The 22542-nt window shown below is 41.4% G+C and carries 20 protein-coding genes; 3 read left to right on the top strand and 17 right to left on the bottom strand.

The genetic code is table 11. The features are described from left to right. Window positions 1-99: 99 nt before the first annotated feature. The 4 genes from LGO15_RS03040 to LGO15_RS03025 all read right to left on the bottom strand — a co-directional run bounded on the left by LGO15_RS03040 (window position 100) and on the right by LGO15_RS03025 (window position 6453). A complete protein-coding gene (locus LGO15_RS03040; RefSeq protein WP_226086692.1) occupies window positions 100-1560 on the bottom strand; it encodes a hypothetical protein in 1461 nt (486 codons plus the stop codon). Next, a complete protein-coding gene (locus LGO15_RS03035) occupies window positions 1560-3710 on the bottom strand; it encodes an ATP-binding protein (RefSeq protein WP_226086691.1) in 2151 nt (716 codons plus the stop codon). Before LGO15_RS03035 ends, LGO15_RS03040 begins: the two co-directional genes overlap by 1 nt. Before the next feature lie 274 nt (window positions 3711-3984). Continuing rightward, the gene (locus tag LGO15_RS03030) at window positions 3985-4959 is read right to left on the bottom strand and encodes an ornithine cyclodeaminase family protein (protein ID WP_226086690.1); all 975 of its coding nucleotides are present in this window, start codon (window positions 4957-4959) and stop codon (window positions 3985-3987) included. 195 nt (window positions 4960-5154) lie between these two features. Next, window positions 5155-6453, bottom strand: coding sequence for an MFS transporter (locus LGO15_RS03025; protein WP_226087804.1), 1299 nt, complete (start codon window positions 6451-6453; stop codon window positions 5155-5157). A 145-nt stretch (window positions 6454-6598) separates the two neighbouring features. Between LGO15_RS03025 and LGO15_RS03020 the strand changes: the two genes are divergently transcribed. After that, entirely contained in the window at window positions 6599-7087 is a 489-nt protein-coding gene (locus LGO15_RS03020) for a helix-turn-helix domain-containing protein (RefSeq protein ID WP_226086689.1), read from the top strand. A 360-nt stretch (window positions 7088-7447) separates the two neighbouring features. On the opposite strand, the gene LGO15_RS03015 is transcribed toward LGO15_RS03020, so the two are convergent. Both LGO15_RS03015 and LGO15_RS03010 read right to left on the bottom strand, forming a co-directional pair. Next, window positions 7448-8104, bottom strand: a complete 657-nt coding sequence (locus LGO15_RS03015) for a class F sortase (protein ID WP_167834028.1) — start codon at window positions 8102-8104, stop codon at window positions 7448-7450. Between the two features lie 60 nt (window positions 8105-8164). After that, on the bottom strand, window positions 8165-9496 hold the full coding sequence (locus tag LGO15_RS03010; RefSeq protein WP_226086687.1) for a copper amine oxidase: 1332 nt from the start codon (window positions 9494-9496) through the stop codon (window positions 8165-8167). Between the two features lie 271 nt (window positions 9497-9767). Between LGO15_RS03010 and LGO15_RS03005 the strand changes: the two genes are divergently transcribed. Continuing rightward, window positions 9768-9911, top strand: a complete 144-nt coding sequence (locus LGO15_RS03005; RefSeq protein ID WP_226086686.1) for a hypothetical protein — start codon at window positions 9768-9770, stop codon at window positions 9909-9911. 865 nt (window positions 9912-10776) lie between these two features. Here LGO15_RS03005 and LGO15_RS03000 read toward each other — a convergent pair. From LGO15_RS03000 to LGO15_RS02970, 7 genes are all read right to left on the bottom strand, one after another. Next, complete coding sequence (locus tag LGO15_RS03000) at window positions 10777-11484, bottom strand: M48 family metallopeptidase (protein WP_226086684.1); 708 nt, start codon at window positions 11482-11484, stop codon at window positions 10777-10779. A gap of 15 nt (window positions 11485-11499) precedes the next feature. Next, window positions 11500-11823: a ribonuclease E inhibitor RraB gene (locus tag LGO15_RS02995; protein WP_226086683.1), complete on the bottom strand. Its 324-nt coding sequence runs from the start codon at window positions 11821-11823 to the stop codon at window positions 11500-11502. A gap of 241 nt (window positions 11824-12064) precedes the next feature. Beyond that, on the bottom strand, window positions 12065-12265 hold the full coding sequence (locus LGO15_RS02990; protein WP_026694123.1) for a cold-shock protein: 201 nt from the start codon (window positions 12263-12265) through the stop codon (window positions 12065-12067). 317 nt (window positions 12266-12582) lie between these two features. Next, window positions 12583-13473 (bottom strand): acyl-ACP desaturase, encoded by an 891-nt coding sequence (locus tag LGO15_RS02985; protein WP_226086681.1) that lies wholly within the window; start codon window positions 13471-13473, stop codon window positions 12583-12585. A 400-nt stretch (window positions 13474-13873) separates the two neighbouring features. After that, on the bottom strand, window positions 13874-15274 hold the full coding sequence (locus LGO15_RS02980; protein WP_413231368.1) for a nucleoside recognition domain-containing protein: 1401 nt from the start codon (window positions 15272-15274) through the stop codon (window positions 13874-13876). Beyond that, a complete protein-coding gene (locus tag LGO15_RS02975; RefSeq protein WP_167834033.1) occupies window positions 15274-15969 on the bottom strand; it encodes a FeoB small GTPase domain-containing protein in 696 nt (231 codons plus the stop codon). Before LGO15_RS02975 ends, LGO15_RS02980 begins: the two co-directional genes overlap by 1 nt. Then, window positions 15962-16213 carry a FeoA family protein gene (locus LGO15_RS02970; RefSeq protein WP_226086680.1) on the bottom strand — a complete coding sequence of 84 codons (252 nt, stop codon included), beginning with the start codon at window positions 16211-16213 and terminating at the stop codon, window positions 15962-15964. The genes LGO15_RS02975 and LGO15_RS02970 overlap by 8 nt, the downstream gene beginning before the upstream one ends. A gap of 229 nt (window positions 16214-16442) precedes the next feature. Here LGO15_RS02970 and LGO15_RS02965 point away from each other — a divergent pair, with 229 nt between their 5' ends. After that, on the top strand, window positions 16443-16955 hold the full coding sequence (locus LGO15_RS02965; RefSeq protein WP_226086679.1) for a GNAT family N-acetyltransferase: 513 nt from the start codon (window positions 16443-16445) through the stop codon (window positions 16953-16955). A gap of 132 nt (window positions 16956-17087) precedes the next feature. On the opposite strand, the gene LGO15_RS02960 is transcribed toward LGO15_RS02965, so the two are convergent. From LGO15_RS02960 to LGO15_RS02945, 4 genes are all read right to left on the bottom strand, one after another. After that, window positions 17088-17873, bottom strand: coding sequence for a CPBP family intramembrane glutamic endopeptidase (locus tag LGO15_RS02960; protein ID WP_167834036.1), 786 nt, complete (start codon window positions 17871-17873; stop codon window positions 17088-17090). 502 nt (window positions 17874-18375) lie between these two features. Next, the gene (locus LGO15_RS02955; protein WP_226086677.1) at window positions 18376-19353 is read right to left on the bottom strand and encodes a carbohydrate kinase family protein; all 978 of its coding nucleotides are present in this window, start codon (window positions 19351-19353) and stop codon (window positions 18376-18378) included. After that, on the bottom strand, window positions 19328-20848 hold the full coding sequence (locus tag LGO15_RS02950) for a glycoside hydrolase family 32 protein (protein ID WP_226086675.1): 1521 nt from the start codon (window positions 20846-20848) through the stop codon (window positions 19328-19330). Before LGO15_RS02950 ends, LGO15_RS02955 begins: the two co-directional genes overlap by 26 nt. 140 nt (window positions 20849-20988) lie before the next feature. Then, window positions 20989-22440, bottom strand: coding sequence for a sucrose-specific PTS transporter subunit IIBC (locus LGO15_RS02945; RefSeq protein WP_226086673.1), 1452 nt, complete (start codon window positions 22438-22440; stop codon window positions 20989-20991). Window positions 22441-22542: the final 102 nt, after the last annotated feature.

Below are 22542 nucleotides of genomic sequence, written 5' to 3'. Positions count from 1 at the left end.
CACATTACCCGAGGAGTTTTTTATATTAACCGGGATTCGCATCGGAACGCAAAAGAAATAGCCCAAACCTTTAAATAGGTTGAGCTATTTTGAGGATTATTACTGTAATACAGCTCTTGCAAAGTCTTTTAAACTGCTAACTCCTGGTTGTAAACTAATTGAAGCATATTTATGTGCTAGTACTATAGGAAGTAATGCACTATCATAAACATCTACTTTAAGTTCATTAATTAGACTTCCAATTTTCCCAAGGTTAGGATAAGTGCCTAGTTCAAATATTTTCTCTGTAAAAAGCTCCTCATTACGGTTCATGGGATAAAGTACACTTAGAACATAAGGCTGGCTAAACTGATTGAAATAAACAATATCTTGTCCATAATAAGTTTCTGCCCCAAACAAATTATCATTCATTTTTGGTTGTATATATTTATGGCGATAGTCATCACTAATCAACATAAATTTGTTTTTAGGAAGTAACAACAAATCATTAGCTTCACTTGAGTTATCTCTAATGTGTGTCATTAAAAGCGATATATAGTCTACTATTGTTCCAGTTTTTGATAGCCCAATATAAACTAAAGGATTGAGTGAACGAGAGATAAGCTCTTGATTGATTTTATTCAGATACCTGTGGATAGCCCTATTAACTTTAGCAGGTTCACCATAAATAGCTAATGGACCATCTATAATGAAACCAATTTCACTTAAAGCAGCATACTTATGGACTTCTTGCATATCCGGATTTTCTAACACACTCATAATAAAGTTAATTGGATAGAGATGTTCCACAACCTTAGATAATCTGCTTAAAATTCCTGTTGAACCTAACTCTTCATCAATTAGTTCATGCAGACGCAGATAATCTATTAACAGAATATCCTCACCGCAATTTGGACATTTACAGGATTTTTCTAGATTGTTTAATTTACTTTTGGTGATAAGAAGTTCATTTAATTCTTCTTCATTGCCTTTATAACTAGTGCGAGTATCTCTAAAATATTCTCTTGCACACTTTTCGTTTACACAATTCAAGTTATTTCTAACCTCATCCTCAGACAAAATATTATATAATGTATCTAGTAAATTTATACTTTCATCAGAGAATGTACGAGATGAAATAAAATAATCGTTAATACGAAATCTAATGGAATCCCTTATATTGTCTTTTCCTTCAATTTTTGTATTAAAAATCGGTAAATCTAAGGAATGTGTATGCGCTTCTGTAATCTTGTTATATTCGATAGGGTTTACAAGGCCATTCTTAATTATATTTGCATTAGTATTAAGCTTGACCAAGTTCATACTAAATTGGATAAAACCCACTTGAGCACTAGGAAATCGATCACTAACTGATACACTATCAAAGCTTCCATCGACAGAAAATATTGATCTCAATCTCGGCGAGTCTAATGGTATATCCACAAAATTTTCTAGTAATTCTTTTTCAGTAGGAACATTATCATATATGATTTTATATTTAGCTAAAGATTCTTGTACTACAGGATTAGAAAGAATTCGATTATGTGCTAACTTATTTGCTAATTCATTATTAAACGGCATTATTCCCCACCTTCAAACTTTTTAATTTGAACCGGGATTACAAAGTTTTGTGACATTGTTTTAATTCTTGCAAAACCGACATCTTTAGCCTTTAATAAGGATTCTTTAAAGTCACCAAAATCATAGTACTTTGAAAGAATTTTAATTTCATCTTCATTATTTAAATGTGTTACAAACCAATTCTCAGTGTTTGATAAAATATTTTTATTTATTGAAGAAGGCTCCTGAGTAGAGTAAACCAAGCCTATGCCATACTTTGCACCTTCTTTAGCAGTCCTCGGCCAAATATCAGTTAAATCCATATCCTTGCCAATTAAGTTATGAGCTTCTTCTACATAAAGTATAACTTTAGGAGGGAAATTCCCTTTAGTAAATTCATCTAAATTATTGTAGAAAATCTTTTCTACTATCTTCTTAGTAATCCGATCTCTAATTTCTTGAGAGCCATTTGAAATATCCAGTACAATTGTCTTACCGGCAATCATGTCTTTAATAATTTCCTCAACATAATCTTTTGAGTTTTCATTATGGTATACACTTGCTCTAACCTTTTTTATAGAAATGAAGCCTAGGTAAGGTGAATTCTTTGAGTTTTTTTGATTAATAATATTCATCAAAATTGCAGTATCGTCCTTTATTAGGTCCCCTCCACTACTTGAAGGAATTTTTATTAGGCGATCAATTTCATCTATTTTTGCTAGATTAGCTCCAAATTCATCTAAATCATAGGCTTTATTAAGATCGTTAATAATAGCCGCTAAGGAAGTAGATAGCTCTGTTAACTCTCGGCTCCTTGCAGTTAATTTAGCAGGGATACGCTTGCCTTCATCAGTATAAGAAGTAATTTCATCTGTGACTTCTGCTATTAAATTATTTAAATTGCGAGCTGCATTTTGTAATGCTGTTTTACTAAATGGAATTTTCAAAGTTAGAGTGTTTGAATGGCAGCCAATTAAATATAGCAAGTATTTATATAACGTTTTATTACTTTCTGCACGAGTTTTAATATTTCTTGGAGCATCTTCGTCATACCACGCACTAACATCCATATTCATAAAAGTTTCAATATCAGTGGCTTTTGCAGAAGGAGAAACATTTAATAATGAAACTATGAATTCATGGGCTAACACTAAGTTGTTAAAAAAGTTAAATCTTAACTGCTTAATTTCTGATGTTTCTTCTACTTTAGAATTTATTGTGTAAACAATGGAATTTGGTATTTCGTTTGATATAGACACTTTTTTACCATCTGAACTAGAATCTTGAACATTTGGAAATGCGTATTCCCCATTCAAATCAAAAACAATTTGTGAGAGTGTGATATTATGGACACTGCAATTTTTATTGATTGCTTTTATAAGTGTTTTTACAGTATTTGATTTACCAGTCCTTGTCATACCAAAAGTAGCAGTTCTTCTTGAAATAAAATCAAACGGATTAACCATTACGTTCACTGATGGAACCTTGGATTGCATACGGTTGGTTGAAGTATACCTAATTGTACCAATTTCATATTGGTTTGCATTATTGTAATTTGTTGTATCAATTCCATCTCTTTTTAATTCTTCAATAATGGATTTTTTTCTTAATGGATCAATAAAATTCACAATATTTTGAAGAGAGTTAGCCTGTGGCTTATATATGTATAAAGACTTTGTACCAAAATAATTTTCTAAATCCGCTCCGAAATTTAATTCTCCACTTTCTTCATAGAATGTACCTAAAATACGACATTCAAGCCCAGTAAAGCCCATTTCATTTTTTGAATATCTATCAAAGTCTAAGGAAACATTGGCTTGCGCATCTAAATCAGTATCTTTAAGGGACTTAATTTTGTCAACACGCGTCTGTAACCAGATATCTTCATTAGGTATTTTACACTCGGAAATTACTCGAAGTAATATTAATTCTTGATCAATCTCCTCTGCCCCAATGAAATTCTCCTTATTAAAGGGTGCGGCAATCAAAAAACTGTTATGAGGAACCCCGAAAGCTTCCATTTTCCAAAAATCATTTGTAACTAATGATACTTTTTGATATTTGACATCAAAACTAAACCCAACAAAATCTGATTCATTAACAATTTGCATTAAAGGATTGTCCTTAATTTGGTCACGCGCTTGGTTTTCAAATTCATTTTTAAATGACATATATAATCAGTTCCTCCGTATCCATATTTTTATATTATTATACTATATTTGGAAGATGTTGTTGAGATACTAACGATAATTTTATTCAGAATATAGTTTTAAAAATGTAAGAGGAAATTGCACTTGTCTATAAAACTATGGTTTATAAAAAATAAATCAGGTTACTGATTAAAACTTTAGGGCCATAAAATTATCTTATTGAGATATCTATTGTTTGATAGGCACGGATCTGCAGCAGGAGAAACACTGAAGTTGTTCTCTCATCCCATCAATCCTACAAAAAAATCTTTTCCCCCTCATTTATTTGCCTAACCTTCCCAAAAACCCCCTTCGCCACAGCCAAATCAAAATGAGCCGCCCCAACCGATTTAAAAATAGTAATATCGTCAACTCCACGCTCTACCTGTTTCACATGAATTTCACTCAAAGTACCAGAAAGCCGATCAAACGACCATTTCCCTCGCTCCACTGCATCAATGAATTCCCCGGCTTCCGCTTTCATTCCCTCATAATCATCGGCATAAATCAATGTTGCTCGTTCTATAGCTCTTAACGGAATTTCACGCATTTCAGGTAAGTAGCTGCCTACGCCGATGATATGTGTCCCTGCTTTTACATAATCGGCATCGAATACTTCCTCAGTTGACCGGGTCGCGCAGCAAATGACATCGGACTGGGCGACTGCTTCGTTCCGGTCGACTCCGGTATGTATTTTAGCGGTAATACCTGCCTCTTTGAGCTTTTCGCCGAATGTGTAAGTTTTATCAATGGATCGATTGATTAAATAGATGTCTTGAATCGGCAGCACGTTCACAATTCCCAGTACTTGCTCGAATGCCATTCCGCCGGTACCAATGACGGTCAAGACTTGGCTGTCGGGCCTGGCGAGATGGCGGGCTGATATGGCACTTAGTGCTCCGGTTCTCAATCGTGTCAGATAGGAAGCTGACAGTAGGCTTATATGTCTTCCTGTTTGTAGTTCTGTGAGTAAAATAGCTCCCTGTGTGGTCGGAAGGTCAGATGAGCTGTTATCAGGAAAAATCGAGACAATTTTGGTCGCTGCCATTGAGGTTCCATCCGAACTCGGCATATAAAGAACAGATCCGTTGCGTTCCGGGACATTCAGTACTGTCCGATGAGGATTTTCAACACGCCCTTCATGAATGGCTACCAACATGGCTTCGACATCGCGAATGGCATCTTCGATTTTATAGATGGATTGGATTAGTTGTTCGTTCAATATAAGCATATAGAATCTCTCCTTTTATCAGAAAAGCGTAAGCGCCTTGGTCAGCCCCGACAAGCGCTGGAGGGCCGACCGGTGAAGTCGTTCTTTGACTTCATTGGGCGGACCGAAGCGACTCGAGGGGCTAGGCGCTGGAGCTGGACATTTCTCGAAGTGAAATTTATACTTTCTTATCTCTCTTAAAAAAACTCGGCCAAATTATTTGGCCGAGCTCATTTTACCAGTAATCACAGTTGATTCAACGCGGCTTTTCACTGCCCAGATGGCAATCAGTGATACCACTGCAGTGAACATGATGTAGAGTGCAACTGGGACGTAGGAATTATCGAATGCTGCGAGCAGCGCAGTGGCAACTAGTGGCGCTGTACCGCCAGCAACTGCAGCACCGATTTGATAACCTAGTGAGACCCCGGTATAGCGAACCTTGGCATCAAAGATTTCCGAGAACATGGTACCAAGTACTGCGGTAATCGGAGCCCAAATGATCCCCAGACCGATGATCGTTGCCAAAACCAGCATGAGTACACTGCCTTGGTGAATCATCCAGAAGTATGGGAAGGCGAAAGCCATCATCGCTACTGTACCGGCGATATACAATTTCTTACGGCCAATGCGGTCTGACAGACTTCCCATGATTGGGATCAGGATCGTCGTAATGACGGTTGAAACCATGACCGAACCTAACACAGCGGAGCGGCTGAATCCTAGAGTGCTTGTCGCGTACGAAACAATGAACGTACTGAAAATATAGAATGGAGCCGTCTCCACCACTTTCGCACCGATGGTAATCAGCACTTCTTTCCAGTAATAGCGAAGTGTATCGACGATTGGCAGTTTTGGAATTTCACCTTTTTGCTGAACTTCCTTGAATTCTGGTGTCTCATCGATTCCTTTTCGGATCCATAAACCAAAGACCACGAGCAATGCACTGAAGATGAACGGCACGCGCCAGCCCCATGACATGAATTGCTGCTCTGGCAATAAACTCATGAGCCAAAGAGCGAGTGTCCCCATCACCATCCCGATCGTTACACCCATTTGCGGAATGGAGCCGAAGAATCCTCTGCGTTCTGCTGGAGCATACTCAGTCGCAAGTAACAGAGCTCCTCCCCATTCCCCGCCGATTCCAAGTCCCTGGATCAGACGAAGCGTAATCAAAATGATCGGTGCAGCTACGCCGATTGCTTGATATGTAGGCAGAATACCCATTGCGAATGTCGCAGCACCCATCAAGCTCAATGTTAGAACAAGTGTCTTTTTCCGGCCGATTCGATCCCCGATATGACTAAAAATGATTCCTCCGAATGGACGGATGAAAAACGAAAGTGCAAATGATGCATACGCTAAAAGCAAGCCTACTGTTGGATCTTCGTTGACAAAGAATAATTGATTAAATACAAGTGCGGCCATTGTTCCATATAAAAAATAGTCAAACCATTCAATGGAACTGCCAACAAGGCTGGCAATCAATACACGCCAGGTCGTCTTCTTATCCAGTTGTTGCATTTTCCCTTCCCCCTTTTTAAAATTGAAGTGGTACTTCAATTAAATTTTAGATAATGGTTAATATTCTGTCAACTTTGTTCAGATTGACACAATCTCCTTCTATGTTAAAAATAGTAATTAGGAAGGTGGGAGTTTTATGATCGGTGTGCGACTGAAAGAAATCCGTAAAGAGAAAAAAATGACTCTGAAAGAACTTGCAGAAGGAGCCGGTGTGTCCATCAGCTTTCTTTCACAAGTGGAGCGTGGAAAGTCTAGCGTCACATTAGAGTCACTTCGTAAAATATCCGAAGTTCTAGGCGTCAATCCTAGTACCTTTTTTCCAAGTGATAATGAACCTGTGAGTGAACCTTCATTCCATTATAAAGACCTGACACAGCAAGTCCCAAACCCAGACTTTCATCCCATACTCGTCACACTCCCAGCAAACCAAAGTGACGGACAACCCTTTGCACATAGCGGACATGAATTTGTCTATGTACTAGAAGGAACATTGACACTGCAAATAGGCACAAGAATGATTGAACTCCAGCAAGGAGAATCCTGGTTCTTTTCCGCCAGCGAAACGCATTACTGGTACAACCATACAGATCAGACGATCCGGTTTTTGGTTGTGTCGTCAAGGTAGGTCGATTCCGTGGGATGCACATCACACTGCCGCTGTCGCACCTTCGGGACAGCGGGGCCGCCCCTTATCCTAGCCCAAATAAAAAGAGGGCTCTCCCCTTTACTCACTACTGAACATTTGTGCTATCTTTATAGTTTGTAATTCTTTTTGCACAATGCTTATTGATGCTTTTCAAATATTAGGTATGGCATACATAGCCCTCCCCCAAAAATAAAAACTATTCCTTTTTAAAGACTAGTTTTTGAACTCCCGATTAAATAGCTTTACCTTCCCCATAATCCTTTATATTCAGTGACAGAATATAATTTGATTGAGTGCGCGGATAACAAGTAAAGAAGGTCAGGTTACACTCCTTGCTTCTTACTCTCCCACTAATTCTGTATACACGACCAGCCTTTCTTCATATCCTCCTTCCTCATGATTAAACGATCCGGTACAAGTGATTAAGTTGAGGTTTCGTTCTGGACTGTACCCAAAGATTTTTTCAATCGGAGCTTGATCTGGATAATAGGATGCGATTTCTTTCACTTTGAATGTTAGCTTCTCGCCGTTCATTCCTTCAACATGGACGAGATCACCTTTCTTCATTTTTTTTAAATGAAAGAAAGCACCAGGGCGATTTGCCCCATCTACATGCCCGGCCAAGACGGCATTGCCGTTGCTTCCTGGTCTCGGACCTGGCTTGTACCAGCCAACGGTTTCAATGTTTTCCGGGACACCCATTTGGCCATTAGCAAGCTTGCCTACTTTTACAACAGAAGCTTGCATTTGTATGGATGGAAGCGTGATTGTTTTAGGGTCAATACTCTTGATATCAGGCAAGCCCATTTCAGGAGGAGTATAGGTAATTGTTTGGCTGGCAGGCACCTCATTCGTGTCTGCTTCAGCTTGTGGTGCTTCCTCGACTTCTTGGGTAACTGGAAGGATTGGAGCGGCCATATACAGTGTATTTCCAGGGATGGTAGTTAATAGCACGATCAAGTATAGAAGAGCGATTTTTTTAAGAAGATTATTCATGATAAGCCTCCTGTAAATGGGAATAGAGGAGGGGAATTTCCCCTTCCTCTATCAAACTACTTATTCTGCTGATTGTTCTTTGCGCTTCACAAAAGGAATTGCGGCAAACAATAGGATTGGAAGTGCCCAAAGCATCCACATGATTTCCTTTTCCTGGCTCATTCCACCCATACCTGTCTCGGGCATCTCTGGCATTCCTGTGAACATTTCCGGGAATTGTGCGACAAAGGCCGAACTGAACAGATTCGCAGGTGTGAACATATGCTCATATCCTTCGCGAGCCTTCATCCAGGTATTGGTGTAATCGCCTTCATTATAGCTGTTAAAAGCACCGACTAACTGGTCTACATGTGTTTGAAGGCCTTGAGCAAGAGCATCTGCTTCGACTCGTCCTTCCGTTGCTGTGCTGATGAACTTCGAGAAGTCCATACGATATTGATTTAGATTATCCAGTGCTTCTTGCTTTGCCGCATCATCAGTTGCAGCGGTTGCTTTTACATAGTCGACAAAATAGCCGATATGTTCACTCCACATCTCCTTGAACTTCATGCCGGCTTCTTTCCCGTAGACAGAAGCAATAGCTGCGGACAATTCTTCCGTGTTTTGATTCAGCACCTTAACATTGGCATCAAATTCAGGATCGCCATTGATGCCATTTTGCATGGCCTGCTGAGCGAGCGCGAAATGCTCTGATAAGAGGAAATTTAAGTTCGAACGTAAATCCGCAGCTTTAGTCACTGCCTTGGTATTGTTGAACTTATCGGGATTCTGGCTAACGATTGCGCTTGATAAGCCTTTGCTTGTCATATATAGGTGTTCCATAGCGTCACTTTGAATCATATAAGCTTTTTCATAATCGCCCTCGACGAAAGCGTTAAAGCCATTGATCAATTGATCAACATGCGTTTGCAGTCCCTTGGCTAGCTGCTCTTCAGCAAGTTTTCCTTCTGTAGCCGTAGAAATGAATGCGGAGAAATCATTTTTATATCTTTGGAGATTTTCCAGAGCTTTTTGCTTCGCCCCTTCATCGTTCCCCGCTGTTGCTTTTACATAGTCTACAAAATAGCCAATATGGCTGCTCCACATTTCATTGAACTTACTGCCAGCCTCATCACCGTAAACACTGCTAATGGCTGCCGTCAAATCTTTCGTGTTGCCGTTCAATGCTTCAGCTACCTGATTGAAATCCTTCTCGCCATTCGCCCCTTTTCTCATCGCAGTCATGGCAAGGTATGCATGCTCAGAGAACAAGCGGTCAAGATCCGAACGCAAATCAACCGCAGCATTCGTGACGGTCGGCTTTTCCACATGCTCATCTGCAAGCACATTATAACCAGGGACTAATAGAGCAACACTCAACGGAACAGAAACTAACGCTTTCTTAAAATTCATCAAATACCTCCAAAGTTTTTTTAGCCAGCCTAATCTCAAGTTAGGTTCGGAAAGAAAATAGTCCAAAAAGGCTATGTTTGTCACACTCTGTAACTTCCCCGCAATAACAATGTTAAACATTTTCCAGCACATTGGAGGACATAGGAACGATTCGAGGGTTCTCGCGTCCCATTGAAAATTATATTTTCGCGAATGGAGATAATCTTTTTCCCGATAGGCTAAATGGGGTTATGCACTTAGGTCCAGTGTAATAGGATGAACAAATATGTAAGTGAAAGCGGGGGAAGAGGATGGGCGTTTTATCTTAAATCTGATTGCCACTGTCTTAGTGGAACTGGTCAATGCTCTTGTAAACATTCTGCCGATCAATGGGCAGAATACCGGGGAAATTTCAAATACGCTGGATGTGTTGTGATGGTTAGGTTTTCGGGATCTGGGGAGTGATTTATTTTTTATTGTTTATTTGGACATTCAGACAGTTTCCTGCTTCAAGAAGGGATTAACTGTTTTACAAAACGCTTTATCTACTGAGCTCTGTCCTTAATATTGCCTGGGTTCTTTTATGGCAGTATGAATTTTCCCTTCTGAGGGTATTCGTGATGATTGGTTTGCTGCTGATACTTATCAAGCTCTATCATCTTACCAAAAATGAAGATCACACTTTTTGGGATCCGCTCCCCTTCTCGGTCTACTTCGGATGGATAGCATCGCCACCATTGCCAATATCAGCTATTAATTGAAGCATACCGGATGGAACGGATTCGTTTTATCAGATGTCGCATGGACACTGTTCATGCTGGGGCTTGCCACACTTCTGGCTTTATATTTTCACCATAAAAATAAGGATCGCATCTATCCCCTGGTATTTGTCTGGGCCTGTATCGGAATCGGGGTTATAAACGCTGCCTCTCATCAGACAATAAGCATCACTTCCTATGCCCTGTCAGCCGTCTTCCTCATAACAATTAAGATCATGCTGGAGAAACACAGGGACGGTTCTGGTGTTTCATAAATTGTTAAAATATGCTATCCACTGATATGGAAGAACTGTCCCCACGTTTCCAAGGTGGAACATTACATAAAATGTATCTGATTTTGCTCCGAGAATACTTTGTTGGGAGCAAGCTTCTTTCCAAATGCCAGCATGAATATAAACATGAGGAAGGGGACGAAGTAACTTACCGATTCCAACAGAAAATACTCATCTATCCCTTTTTATTATAAGGTTAATATTTTTGAAGTTTTTTGCTCCGCTGAGAGGATCTGTCACCCCCGCTACACTAAACCTCCATCCTCCACCCCGACACCGCGAGCCAGCGCTCATACCGTTCATAATCAGGCATGATTTTTCCGACAAGCCGCCAAAACGAACGGTCGTGATTCATATGGACCATATGGCACATTTCATGGACGACAACATAATCAATCACGTCCATTGGTGCCATGGACAGCTTCCAATTGAATGTCAAATTCCTCATGGAATCACACGTTCCCCAGTTCGTCTTACTGTCCGTGATTCGAATCGAGCGCGGCTTTATTTTGAATTCGCTTTGATAAGATTTAACCCGTTTTTCGACTAATGCCTTGCACTGCTGATAGTAAAATCGCTTCAAAGCCTGTTTGATGCTCTCTTCATTTTGCTCTTTCACGTATACATGGAGCTTGTCTGCTTCGAACACGGCATTGTCCTTTTCGATATCTGCATCCTGGGAAATCAGAATGTGATAGAGCCTCCCCAAATATAGAAACTGTCCGCCTGGTCCGTACTCTTTTTCCCTACCGGCTGAGGCCCGCTCTTTCATTTCCTTCGCCCTTTGCAGGATCAAGTCCCATTGGCCTTCTAGGATTTGAAGCACACTTGCATCTGAGGTCCCCTTAGGAGCGTGGACTTCGACATGGCCGTACAAATCCATATAAATGCCGATTGTTTGCCGATTTTTATAAATCACATCATACCCGATTGTTTCACCCAAAAATGTATGGAGCATGTCATCACCTGCATTTTATTCTACAAATACGCCCCAGCCATCAGAATGGCCGCCGTAAGGCTTGCTTATTTTATCCAGCTTTTCCTGCACTTTTTTTAATTCGCTATGGTTAAGGAGCATCCTTTTCGAGCAACCGCAAGCCCACTCATCTGTCTCATCATCCTGCTCGAGTAAGCCATGAAAGCCTTCTTCCTTCAATACGGGCAGAAGCTTCTCGCCAGTTGCCTTATCCGGTACAGCTATAAAAAACTCGACTGACTGCGGCTTTTTAAAACTGACACCTTCATTAAACAAACTGCGCAATGCTTCTCCATCCGCGTCGTTTGGAAATTTCATCATCCATTCCTCCATTTGTGTGCCCTTCTATGTTGTCATTATCATGCACTTGCTAAATTTCTGCTAATCATTTAATTATGAGATTGGTGTGTTATAATGTAAATAACCTTTTGCTTTAAATTTTTTACTTTACCGGTTCCATGCCCCTGCTCGTTCGTTGAGTAGGGGTTTTTTTATTGCTGTTATTTTTGGAAAATAAAAAAACAGACCCTTTTGGAGTCTGTTTCGGTATGCTATATCAAAATTAAGCTTTTTGAACGTTAGCAGCTTGAGGTCCACGTGCACCTTGCTCAACGTCGAAAGTAACTTTTTGACCTTCGTCTAATGATTTGAAGCCTTCAGATTGGATTGCAGAGAAATGAACGAATACATCTTCTCCACCTTCGCGCTCGATGAATCCGAAACCTTTTTCTGCGTTAAACCATTTAACTGTACCTTGTTCCATGTTTGTTGCCTCCTAGTGCTAATGCACATTGTATTACTATCCTTGCCCAAAGTGATTATTAGAACGAAGAGTCGAACTTTACACCGAACAAAAATAATTCTACCTAAGAATAACAAGATTTAGGAAAAATTGCAAGGGACTTTAGTTGGATGAGAATGTTACGGTTCAACTGCGATGAAAGTCAAAAACACAGGGACGGTTCTGGCGTTTCATAAATTGTTAAAATACGCTATTTACTGAAACAGAAGAACCGTCCCCACGTTTCACGTCCCTATTCTTCTTCAATTAAAAACCAGCACCCCCGCTGGTTCAACTTATCACTTTGTTTTATAAAACCTGTCCCTGACCCTTTTTAAACGTGCATGATAGTTCAGGATATCAAGTCTGGCTTTTTCAGCTTCTGGTGCGATCGGCCGCAGCTTTTCAATTTCCCAGTAGTCTACAATCACATCAAGTACCTGATCAAAATACTCAAGCGGGCCGTAGTTTGCTTCCTTGGCAATGATGGACATCCGGTCTTCAAAGTCAGGCATGACGGCACCCGGCATTTTGAAGTTCATGATCACATTCCCCAGGTAGTAGCAGTAATTCGGCTCCAATTGCAGATGATATTTGATGACATCCCGGTAAAAGGCATAATGCAAGGTCTCATCCTTAGCCAGACGACGCAACAGGCTTGATAAATCCCGGTCATGCGGACCCGCTACCTTTGCCACATTATTATAAAAAACCATGGTTGCGAGCTCTTGCATAGAGGTATACACCATCGTCTCAAATGGCGTATGGAAATCAGGGTTCCAGCCATTTTCAACGGTTTGCTTATGTAGCTCGTGAAGCCGATTCGGATTGACATTCCGTGTGATTAATAAATACGTTTCAAGCAGGTTTGAATGCTGATCCTCTTCTGCTGTCCAGGTATGGACAAAATCCTTGATGACCGTTAAAGATCCTTTGAAGGTCTGATCCAGATAAGAGGTAAACCACGGCAGATTCACTTCGGTTAAGAGCGCTGTTTCAACAGCAGTGATAACGGATTGAGGCAGGGTCACCTGGCTTTCGTCCCATGGAACACGCCTGAAATCCTGCGCCTTGTCCCATGGCAGGAATTCATGATAGCCCCAGTCAATTTTCTCAGCCCTCTTTTTATGTTCTTCGTACAATTCCCTGACCTTTGGTTCGAGTCTGAAATCTAAATGGTTAGTTAGCAAAGCATACCCTCCATGACGAATAAAGTTTGTTTAATAAAACGAAATCCAATCCTGAAAACCTTTTTTACAACTAACTTATAGTACCTGTTACTAATTTCACTATATCATATTAACACTATAGAAAACTAAGATATAAATCCCTCTATGTAATTTTGAGTCTTTTAACCTCTTTTTTATAGGGGGTTTCAGGGACAGTGGTCACGTTCCATTGGGGGAAGCGAAACAATGGAACACGGGTATAAAAAAGAAACACAGCTGCCATTAGCTGTGTTTCCTTCCTATTAGAATTTAATCTTTTCTGCCTTATTGTTTTCTGCGCCACCCTGGTTTAAGGGAAGCATAGCGACGGTAAAACATGCAATCTACTGAAACAAAAGAACCGTCCCCTCGTTTCCTCACTTTACACCCATCCAAAATAAAGGGCAGTCTGGGCAATGACGAAAGTGACTCCAAGTCCAATCACCGTCGGTATGATGAAAGCCATAAATGTCCATTTCTTGCTTTTCGTTTCTTTGTAAATATTAATCAGCGTTGTTCCGCATGGGTAGTGTAATAAGGAAAATAACATCATGTTCAATGCGGTAAGCCACGTCCAATTATGCTCAAGAAAAATCTGTTTAATATTTTCGATTCCGCCAGCGTCCACCAACTCGCCTGTTGAAAGATACCCCATTAACAAAACTGGCAGCACGATTTCGTTTGCTGGCAAACCGATGATAAAGGCCATCAGGATATACCCATCCAACCCAAGCATTTGTCCTAATGGATCGAGGAATTGGACGACATGTAATAATACGCTGATTCCATTTATATCGATGTTCGCCAATACCCAGGTCAAGATCCCTGCAGGTGCCGCGACCTTCACAGCTCGATTAAGTACGGCAAGAGAATTGTTTAATGAGGATCGAATCACCGTATCAAAGATTTTCGGCTTTCTATATGGCGGCAATTCTAACGTATAGTGAGTTGGAACACCTTTCAGGAGGGTTTTTGATAGAATCCAAGATACAGAGAACGTGACAATGATCCCGAATAAGACAATCCCCACAATGACGGATGTGGTAACAAGCAATTTGAATCCACCAGTAAAACTGGCGGCCATAAATAGTGATGCTAGAAGGATGAGTGTGCCCCATCGTCCATTACAAGGGACAAAATTATTGGTCAGGATGGCTAGCATTCTTTCACGTGGCGATTCAATGATTCTAGTTGACATCATAGCTGCCGCATTACATCCAAACCCCATCGCCATCGTCAATGATTGTTTCCCGTGAGCTCCAACGGTTTTAAACAAGCGGTCCATATTAAAAGCCACTCTTGGCAAATAGCCGTAATTCTCTAAAAGAGCAAAGGTGGGGAAAAATATGGCCATTGGAGGGAGCATCACGCTGACAACCCAGGTAGTCCCTCGGTAAAACCCGAGTACCAAAACCCCATGAAGCCACTCTGGAGCATTTAGAAAATGGAAGGCCATTGTAATATACCCTTCCACCCAGCCAAAAAATTCAGCTAGCATGGCGGATGGTATATTTGCCCCGGCAATCGTTAAATAAAACACCGCGCCTAACATCAGCAGCATGATCGGGAATCCCCAAATCGGAGATGTTAATACAGCATCCATTTTTTCTGTTCGCTGATCATGCCTTGTTTTTGAATAGATCACACTTGCATTGATTGTTTCTCTGCTAGTCTCGTATAGCGCCTCAACAATTTTGTCCCTTGTTTGTGATGAGGTGTATTTTTCTGCTTGGCTAAAAAGGTCACTTAACATTTGTTGTTTTTCTAATGCTGAATACTCCATTAGCTTAAGGCCTCCTTCGTTCCATTCCTAATCTTCAATTCTTCCAAAAGGGTTTTATCACCGTCCAGCAATCTTAATGAAAGCCACCTGGCTGGAACGGTATCTCCAAATACCTTTTGAACCATTGGCACAAGTGAATCTATTTTTTGTTCTGTTTCCTCATCATAGGTGATTTTGATTGGGGAACAAGGAATCACACCGCTTATGACTCTTTCAATGGTGTCCAAAAGCATTGGAAGGCCCGTTTTATTTCTGGCCGAGATCTTGATGACAGGAACTCCTAGCCGTCTCATCATCATTTTTTCATTGATCTTAATCCCCATTTTTTCAGCCTCATCCATTAGATTGATGCAAACAATTACTTTTTCCGTCAGTTCCAAGACTTGAAGAGCCAAATTCATATTCCGCTCTAGAGCTGTTCCATCTAATACAACGATCGTTAGATCCGGTTTCTCAAAAACAATATAGTTTCGCGCTGTTTCTTCATCAAGGGAGTTGGAAAAGAGGGAGTACGTACCGGGTAAGTCAATCATTGAGTAGGACTTATCTTTATATAAAAACATGCCTTCCTTCATTTCGACCGTCTTACCTGCCCAATTTCCAGTATGCTGCTTCAATCCTGTCAGAGTGTTGAACAATGTACTTTTTCCTGTGTTAGGGTTTCCTGCTAATGCAATCCTGTACCGATTATCCATGGTTGATCAGCTCCCCTTCAATACGAATACTTTCTTCTTTCCTTAAAGCAATCGAAGTACTAGAGACACGAAAAGCAATGGGGTCACCTAATGGACTTTTTCTAAGAACCTCCACGATTGCTCCGGGTACAAACCCTAAATCGAGCAATCTTCTCCGCATGATTCCTTCCAGTCTCAGAGTAGAAATTTTAATTAAATCGCCTTTCGCCCCATCAAAGAGCGTCAGTTTATTAGTCCTAGCCATCTTTTTTTCCTCCGTCTCATTAATTTTCCCTAATGCAACTTTTTATTTGTTCTAAGTATATGCACATATATTCATATTGTCAAAATTTTTCTGAAAAAGTATGTGGGGACGTGGGAATGTCCCTGGTTCGCATTTGTGAACCAAAAAAATGAAAAAAACCCTCGAAAACTTTCCTATAATGATAAGATGATGCTACACTGAACTTTTTTTTAGAAATGAGGTAGGACTTGTGCTTGTATTTGAAACGGAGCGTTTGAAAATCCGCTGGCTAGAGGTCAGTGACCAGGAGTTCATTTTTACATTGCTGAATGAACCAGGATGGCTGAATTATATTGGAGATAAAGGCATTCGCTCGCTTGAGGATGCTAAAAATTATATTTTGACCGGGCCAAGAAAGATGTACGAAAAATTTGGGTTCGGCCTTTTTGTGGTTGAACTGAAAGAGAGCAAGCTGCCGGTTGGTTTATGCGGTTTGATTAAACGGGATGGGCTGGAGGATGTCGATATTGGATATGCCTTTCTTGCAGAACATCAATCAAAAGGATATGCCTTTGAATCTGCCAAAGGGACATTGGAATATGCCCGAAAACTAGGTTTGGATCGGATCGTTGCCATTACAACCAAAGATAATGCTTCCTCTTCCAAACTCCTTGAAAAGCTTGGTATGACTTTCGAAGGATACGTGACTCTTCCTCAAGACGATGAGGAGCTTAAGCTCTATGCTATTAACATAGCAAAATAATTTTAGATGCATACGGACGTTTTGCTTTCGGGGAAACACAGGGACGGTTCTGGCGTTTCGTAAATTGCTAAAATATGCATTTTACTGAAACAAACGAACCGTCCCCATGTCCAAATTTATCAAATCTATTCTTTAGGCTTTGCCTCTTATTTCATTATTGTTTCTGGAGTAAAACTTTATTGTTATTAATACGACAATGAACATTAAGAATGCGATCAGTGTTGAAATCCATCCAATCCAGCTTGCTATGGATTGATTTTGTGTAACCACGAATATTCCATCACCGGCTTTACCTGTTACTCCATAAAACAATCCATATACGGTGTTTAAACCAAAGTGAATCCCTGTATTAGCCCATATTGAGTTAGTCTTATAAAAAGCATATGTAAGGCTAAGACCTAAAACAAGTGAAAAAATAGTATTTTGTATAGTAAATCCAGCGTACCAAATGTCATCAAAAGCATAAAACACAAGTGTTAGTGAAAATAAAACTAAAATAGGAACACGGTTCTTAAAATGGTAAAATACTAGACCTCTTACAATCATATCATTGATTATTGAGCCTGTACCAAACGCAAAGAGAATGACAACCAAAGATAACATACTGTCATTAATGCCTTTAATACCTTGAAACTCAAGTTTTCCAAAATAAAGGTACATGCTAAATAAAACTGCCCATGCAACAAATCCCGTTAAATATCCTAGTAATAAGTTTTTTCGCCATCCCTTAAATCTAACCAGTCCGTACATATCTAATCCACGTAAATGAAATTGTTTGGCAAGTAAGTAAGCTAGCGGAAAAAACAAGAGTATATGAACCATGCGAATGACATCACTCATACTAAAAATAATGGGGAGAAGATTAAAATATATACTTAGCAAAAAAAATAAAGATAGGAATGCAAGTAGGTTTTTCATGTTTTCTCCTCTAAAGCAATTTAATTACCACAATATTAGTTTATCAAATTTTACCACTAGTGTTGCACTAATTTAGAGACATAGGAGACACAGGGACGGTTCTCACGTCTCATTCGGGAACCGAAATAATTAAGAGAGACCCGAAGCAAGGGACGCACCTTTTGCTCCCAAAAACAATTCACAAAAAAAGGAGCAAAAGGTCCGTCACCCTTTGCTCCCATTGAACGCCTGGTTTTATCAACCTGACTTTATTTCCGATTAATTGTTCATATTAACAAACTTTCCTTCCAAAGCCTCAATAATACCTCTTAGCGGATTTTTGAACAAACTGATTGGCATCTTAACAACCCATGTCAGATTTATTAAAAACAAAACGATTATAGAAGTAAACAATGTCATCTGGAAAGCCGGCAAAAACCTCAGTCAGTTTTATAGAATAAGCCCCTGAGAAACTAGTTGCTATCTTTACAGTATGGCAATTAAAATGAACTTTTTCACACCGCTAAAGCCGGCCGTCGCTTAGTCCCTTCTCAATCTCATCCCTGGTTGGCAATGCGGAAATAGCCCCTCTCCTGGTGGTCGTCAGTGCTCCGCTTGCATTGGCAAACCGCAGAATGTCTGCGTGTTGGTCATGCAATAACTCGAGCAGGCTTTCTGATGTCGCTCCGAGTTCAAGCAGTTTATACAGGAATCCCCCTATGAAGGCGTCTCCTGCGCCTGTGGTGTCTTCTACTTTAACCGTAAATCCGTTTGATCCATATTTTTCTTTTCCGACATACAGGTCTGCTCCGTTGGCTCCTTTGGTGAAAACGACCGCCTGGACATCGCCCTGGAATAAGGATTGGATTGCTTCTTGCTCATCATGGATGCCTGTTATGAACTCGAGCTCTTCATCGGAAATCTTCACGATATTGGCACTTGGAAGGAACTCAAGAATCGCACTGCGGCAATCTTCTGCGCTGTCCCAAAGCGGCAGCCTTACATTTGGATCAAAGCTGATGATTCCGCCCTGCTCTTTCATACGGTTAATGGCTTTCCGGTGCGTTTGCTTCATCGGGCTCTCGACGAGATCGACTGAGCAAAAATGGAGGATATCGCCTCTTCCAAATGAAGAGGCATCGAGTTCTGTTTCTTCTAGCATCAAGTCTGCAGATGGCTTGCGGTAAAAGGAGAAATCGCGTTCGCCATCTTCTCTAAGGGAAACGAAGGCCAGACCGGTATTGGCTTGCTTCGTCCTGACGATCATGTCCGTCCTGACGCCAGCCTCTTCCAATTGTTCGATCAAGTAGTCGCCAAAACCATCTTCACCTAGCTTCGTGATCATCGAAGCGGCCTGGCCATACCTGGCTACCGCTGCCGACACATTCGCCGGTGCACCTCCAGGCATCCGCTCAAAGGTCACGACATCCTTCAGTGCCTTTCCTTTTTGCTGCGGTATGAAATCTATCAAAACCTCACCGATTGAATACAGCATGCCCACTGGCTTCACTTCCTTTTCCCATCTTAGCTTGATAATTCCATTTTACCGCTTCGAAACGGGCACTTCCGTCTTTTGCGAAAAAGCGGATCCCGTCGCTGCCCTCTCCCGGAAAAATGCGGCAGGTGAAAACTTCTTCGCCATCATTCACAAACAGCTCGACAGAGGAGACATCCACAAAAAGATGGAACTTGATCTTCCCTGGCTCCACCTTGCATTGGCGAGTCGTACCATACTTCTCGGCAAAAGCTTCACCAGACTCACTTCGATCCACCACCACTTTTTGCGCTGCGGCATCATAGGAAATCACTGTTCTCTCCGTCTCACTCATCCTGATTTCCACCCCAAACTCAGAAGCATCGACATTATCAAACTCACTAATCATTTCGTACGCAACTCCACTAAATCCTTCAAACGTCCTTGCCTCATCCCTCAGGATACCCGCTGCCTTTTCTTCCTTCTCACGCAAAATCGCAAGCTCTTTAGCCGGCAGCTGAATCAGTTTATTTCCTTTGACTGTCAGCTCGCGCGGAATCGTCAAGCAATGAGCCCAGCCATGTGCATCCGTAGGATACTCAATCTCCGGCAAACCCATCCAGCCGACGAGAATCCTTCTGCCTGATGGATCTTGCATCGTTTGAGGGGCATAAAAATCAAAGCCGCAATCAAGTTCATTAAATTCTTTATGCTCGAAAAGTCGATCTTCCAGATTCAATGGCTTACCCAGGAGATAGCCTGATTGATAAATATTTTGATAGGAATCACCCTGCGGTTCAATTCCTTGCGGGGAAAAAATAAGCACTCCGCTTCCATCCTGCTCAAAATAATCCGGGCATTCCCACATATACCCGAACGATTCCAGATTCGTTTTTAACTCTCCTTCAAACTGCCAATTGATGAAATCGGCTGAACTGTATAAAACAACACAGCCTGTTTCCTCTGTCCTTTGCGCCCCGATGACTGACCAGAAGCGGCCGTCTTCCTTCCAGACCTTCGGATCACGGAAATGATCGGTATATCCTTCGGGAACTTCGTTAATGGCTGGGTTGATCTTACTAATAGCCCCATCCTTGCCCATCACGGCCAGGCACTGATATGGATGGCGAATCCAGTTTTCATCGCGAGTGTTCCCTGTATACATTAAATACAGCTTTTCGTCATGTTCGATTGCACTGCCGGAGTAAGCTCCATGGCTGTCAAAATAGTCTCCAGGCGTGATGCCTACTCCGACATTCTCCCAATGGACAAGGTCCTCAGACTTTGTATGATACCAATACTTCAAGCCATGTACAGGACCGAGCGGAAACCATTGATAAAACAAATGATATTCCCCATTAAAATAAGAAAATCCATTAGGATCATTTAATAGCCCTGTTTCCGGCTGGATATGGAAGCTTTGACGCCACGGACTTGCATCCACTTTGTTTTTCAATATTTCAAGAGCTTCCTGGCTTACATCTTCCACCTTGGTATATCTGCTTTCTCTCGTCCATTCCATGCTGTCTTCCTCCTGAATGAAAACGATAAAGGAGAATCTTTTGATTCCCCCTCAACCGTTTTTTATACTGTAGCGTTTCAAATCGCCGTTGGTCACCTTTTAAGTTCCAATGTTATTCGAAATGCCATTGTTTATATTTCTTATGCTGCAGCGACTTTCGCATCGCTGTTAGTCATCTTCTTTGCGTCCCTTTTGGCAAGCACGATCGTAACCAGGAATGCCACTGCAAACGCAATTCCCATGCCAATGATATAAGGAACGATTGAGCCTGGGCTGATGGAAATGATCCCTGGCAAACCAGCTGCACCTAGAGCGACCGCTTTTACCTTGAACAAGGTGACAAATGCTGACCCGACAGCAGCTCCTGTGATCGCCCCGATAAATGGATATCTTAGCTTCAGGTTAATACCGAACATCGCAGGTTCCGTAATTCCGAGTAAAGCAGAAATTCCTGCTGCAGAAGCTGTTCCTTTAAGCTTTTTATCGCGTGTAACAGTTAGAACGCCCAAAGTCGCAGCTCCCTGTGCCACATTGGACATGGCAGCGATGACAAATATGAACGAACCGCCTGTTTTAGCCATATCGGCCAATAATTGTGTCTCCACCGCAATGAAACTGTGGTGCATACCCGTAATAACGATTGGCGCATAAGCGAGGCCAAATAGTGCACCGCCGATGAAGCCCGTCGTATCATACAGCCAGATCATGCCGTCAGAAAGCAGATTCCCCGCTGCACGGGTAATCGGTCCAACCGTCGTGAATGTTAAAATGCCCGTGATAAAAATGGTCAATAATGGTGTTAACAGATTATCCAGAGCAGATGGTACCACTCTTCGCAAGAAATTCTCTGTTTTTGCCAGGATAAAAGAGGCAACTAATACAGGAAGAACGGTCCCTTGATAGCCTATTTTTTCAATCTCAAATCCAAAAATCTTCCACACCGGTATCTCGCCATTGACTAGTGCGCCACCATAGCCCCAGCCATTCAATAGATCAGGATGGACCATCAGCATTCCCAGTGCCGCTCCAAGATAAGCATTTCCCCCGAAGCGCTGTGCTGCCGAGAAACCAATCAAAACGGGCAGGAACACGAATGCCGCATTTGCAAATGTATTGATCAGGGCCGCCAGATCGGCCATTTCCGGGTAAGCCTCAATAAGCGACATTCCTGAGATGAATAGGTCTTTCGCTGTCAGTAGATTATTTATTCCCATCAGCAAACCGCCGGCCACGATCGCCGGAATGATTGGCACGAAAATATCGGATAACATCTTCACAAAACGCTGAATTGGATTGAGTTTCTTCGCGCTCGCATCCTTCACATCCTTAGTGGACATTTCCGATAATCCAGTCAGCTCCGTTAGTTCTTTATATACCTTATTCACAATCCCTGAACCGAGGATGATCTGAAATTGGCCCCCAGTCGAAAAAGTTCCTTTAACCGCTTCCATTTCATCGAGTTTTTTCTGGTCCACGATCGACTCATCATTCAATACCAGGCGCAAGCGGGTTGCACAATGTGCTGCCGCTGACACATTTTCTTTTCCACCTAGGGCAGTCAGTATTTCTTTGGCTACTTCATGGTAGTTCATTGTAATTCCTCCTTTGTTTGGTATTACCGGTTTGTTTGGAACCGGTTCCAAACTGCGGTAAAGTAAAACCGGTTCGATTTCGGAACCGGTTCCATTAATTTA

This window comes from Mesobacillus sp. S13, assembly GCF_020422885.1.
GTDB classification, from domain to species: Bacteria; Bacillota; Bacilli; order Bacillales; family Cytobacillaceae; genus Mesobacillus; species Mesobacillus selenatarsenatis_A.
Note: the sequence above shows the minus strand (reverse complement) of the source record. Positions and strands in the feature narration are given on the sequence as shown.

Excerpts from the sequence above, each read along its gene's own strand:
- LGO15_RS03040 (WP_226086692.1), bottom strand. The coding sequence starts at position 1,560 with ATGCCGTTTAATAATGAATTAGCAAATAAGTTAGCACATAATCGAATT.
- LGO15_RS03035 (WP_226086691.1), bottom strand. The coding sequence starts at position 3,710 with ATGTCATTTAAAAATGAATTTGAAAACCAAGCGCGTGACCAAATTAAG.
- LGO15_RS03030 (WP_226086690.1), bottom strand. The coding sequence starts at position 4,959 with ATGCTTATATTGAACGAACAACTAATCCAATCCATCTATAAAATCGAA.
- LGO15_RS03020 (WP_226086689.1), top strand. The coding sequence starts at position 6,599 with ATGATCGGTGTGCGACTGAAAGAAATCCGTAAAGAGAAAAAAATGACT.
- LGO15_RS03015 (WP_167834028.1), bottom strand. The coding sequence starts at position 8,104 with ATGAATAATCTTCTTAAAAAAATCGCTCTTCTATACTTGATCGTGCTA.
- LGO15_RS03010 (WP_226086687.1), bottom strand. The coding sequence starts at position 9,496 with ATGAATTTTAAGAAAGCGTTAGTTTCTGTTCCGTTGAGTGTTGCTCTA.
- LGO15_RS03000 (WP_226086684.1), bottom strand. The coding sequence starts at position 11,484 with ATGCTCCATACATTTTTGGGTGAAACAATCGGGTATGATGTGATTTAT.
- LGO15_RS02995 (WP_226086683.1), bottom strand. The coding sequence starts at position 11,823 with ATGATGAAATTTCCAAACGACGCGGATGGAGAAGCATTGCGCAGTTTG.
- LGO15_RS02990 (WP_026694123.1), bottom strand. The coding sequence starts at position 12,265 with ATGGAACAAGGTACAGTTAAATGGTTTAACGCAGAAAAAGGTTTCGGA.
- LGO15_RS02980 (WP_413231368.1), bottom strand. The coding sequence starts at position 15,274 with ATGGAGTATTCAGCATTAGAAAAACAACAAATGTTAAGTGACCTTTTT.
- LGO15_RS02975 (WP_167834033.1), bottom strand. The coding sequence starts at position 15,969 with ATGGATAATCGGTACAGGATTGCATTAGCAGGAAACCCTAACACAGGA.
- LGO15_RS02970 (WP_226086680.1), bottom strand. The coding sequence starts at position 16,213 with ATGGCTAGGACTAATAAACTGACGCTCTTTGATGGGGCGAAAGGCGAT.
- LGO15_RS02960 (WP_167834036.1), bottom strand. The coding sequence starts at position 17,873 with ATGAAAAACCTACTTGCATTCCTATCTTTATTTTTTTTGCTAAGTATA.
- LGO15_RS02950 (WP_226086675.1), bottom strand. The coding sequence starts at position 20,848 with ATGGAATGGACGAGAGAAAGCAGATATACCAAGGTGGAAGATGTAAGC.
- LGO15_RS02945 (WP_226086673.1), bottom strand. The coding sequence starts at position 22,440 with ATGAACTACCATGAAGTAGCCAAAGAAATACTGACTGCCCTAGGTGGA.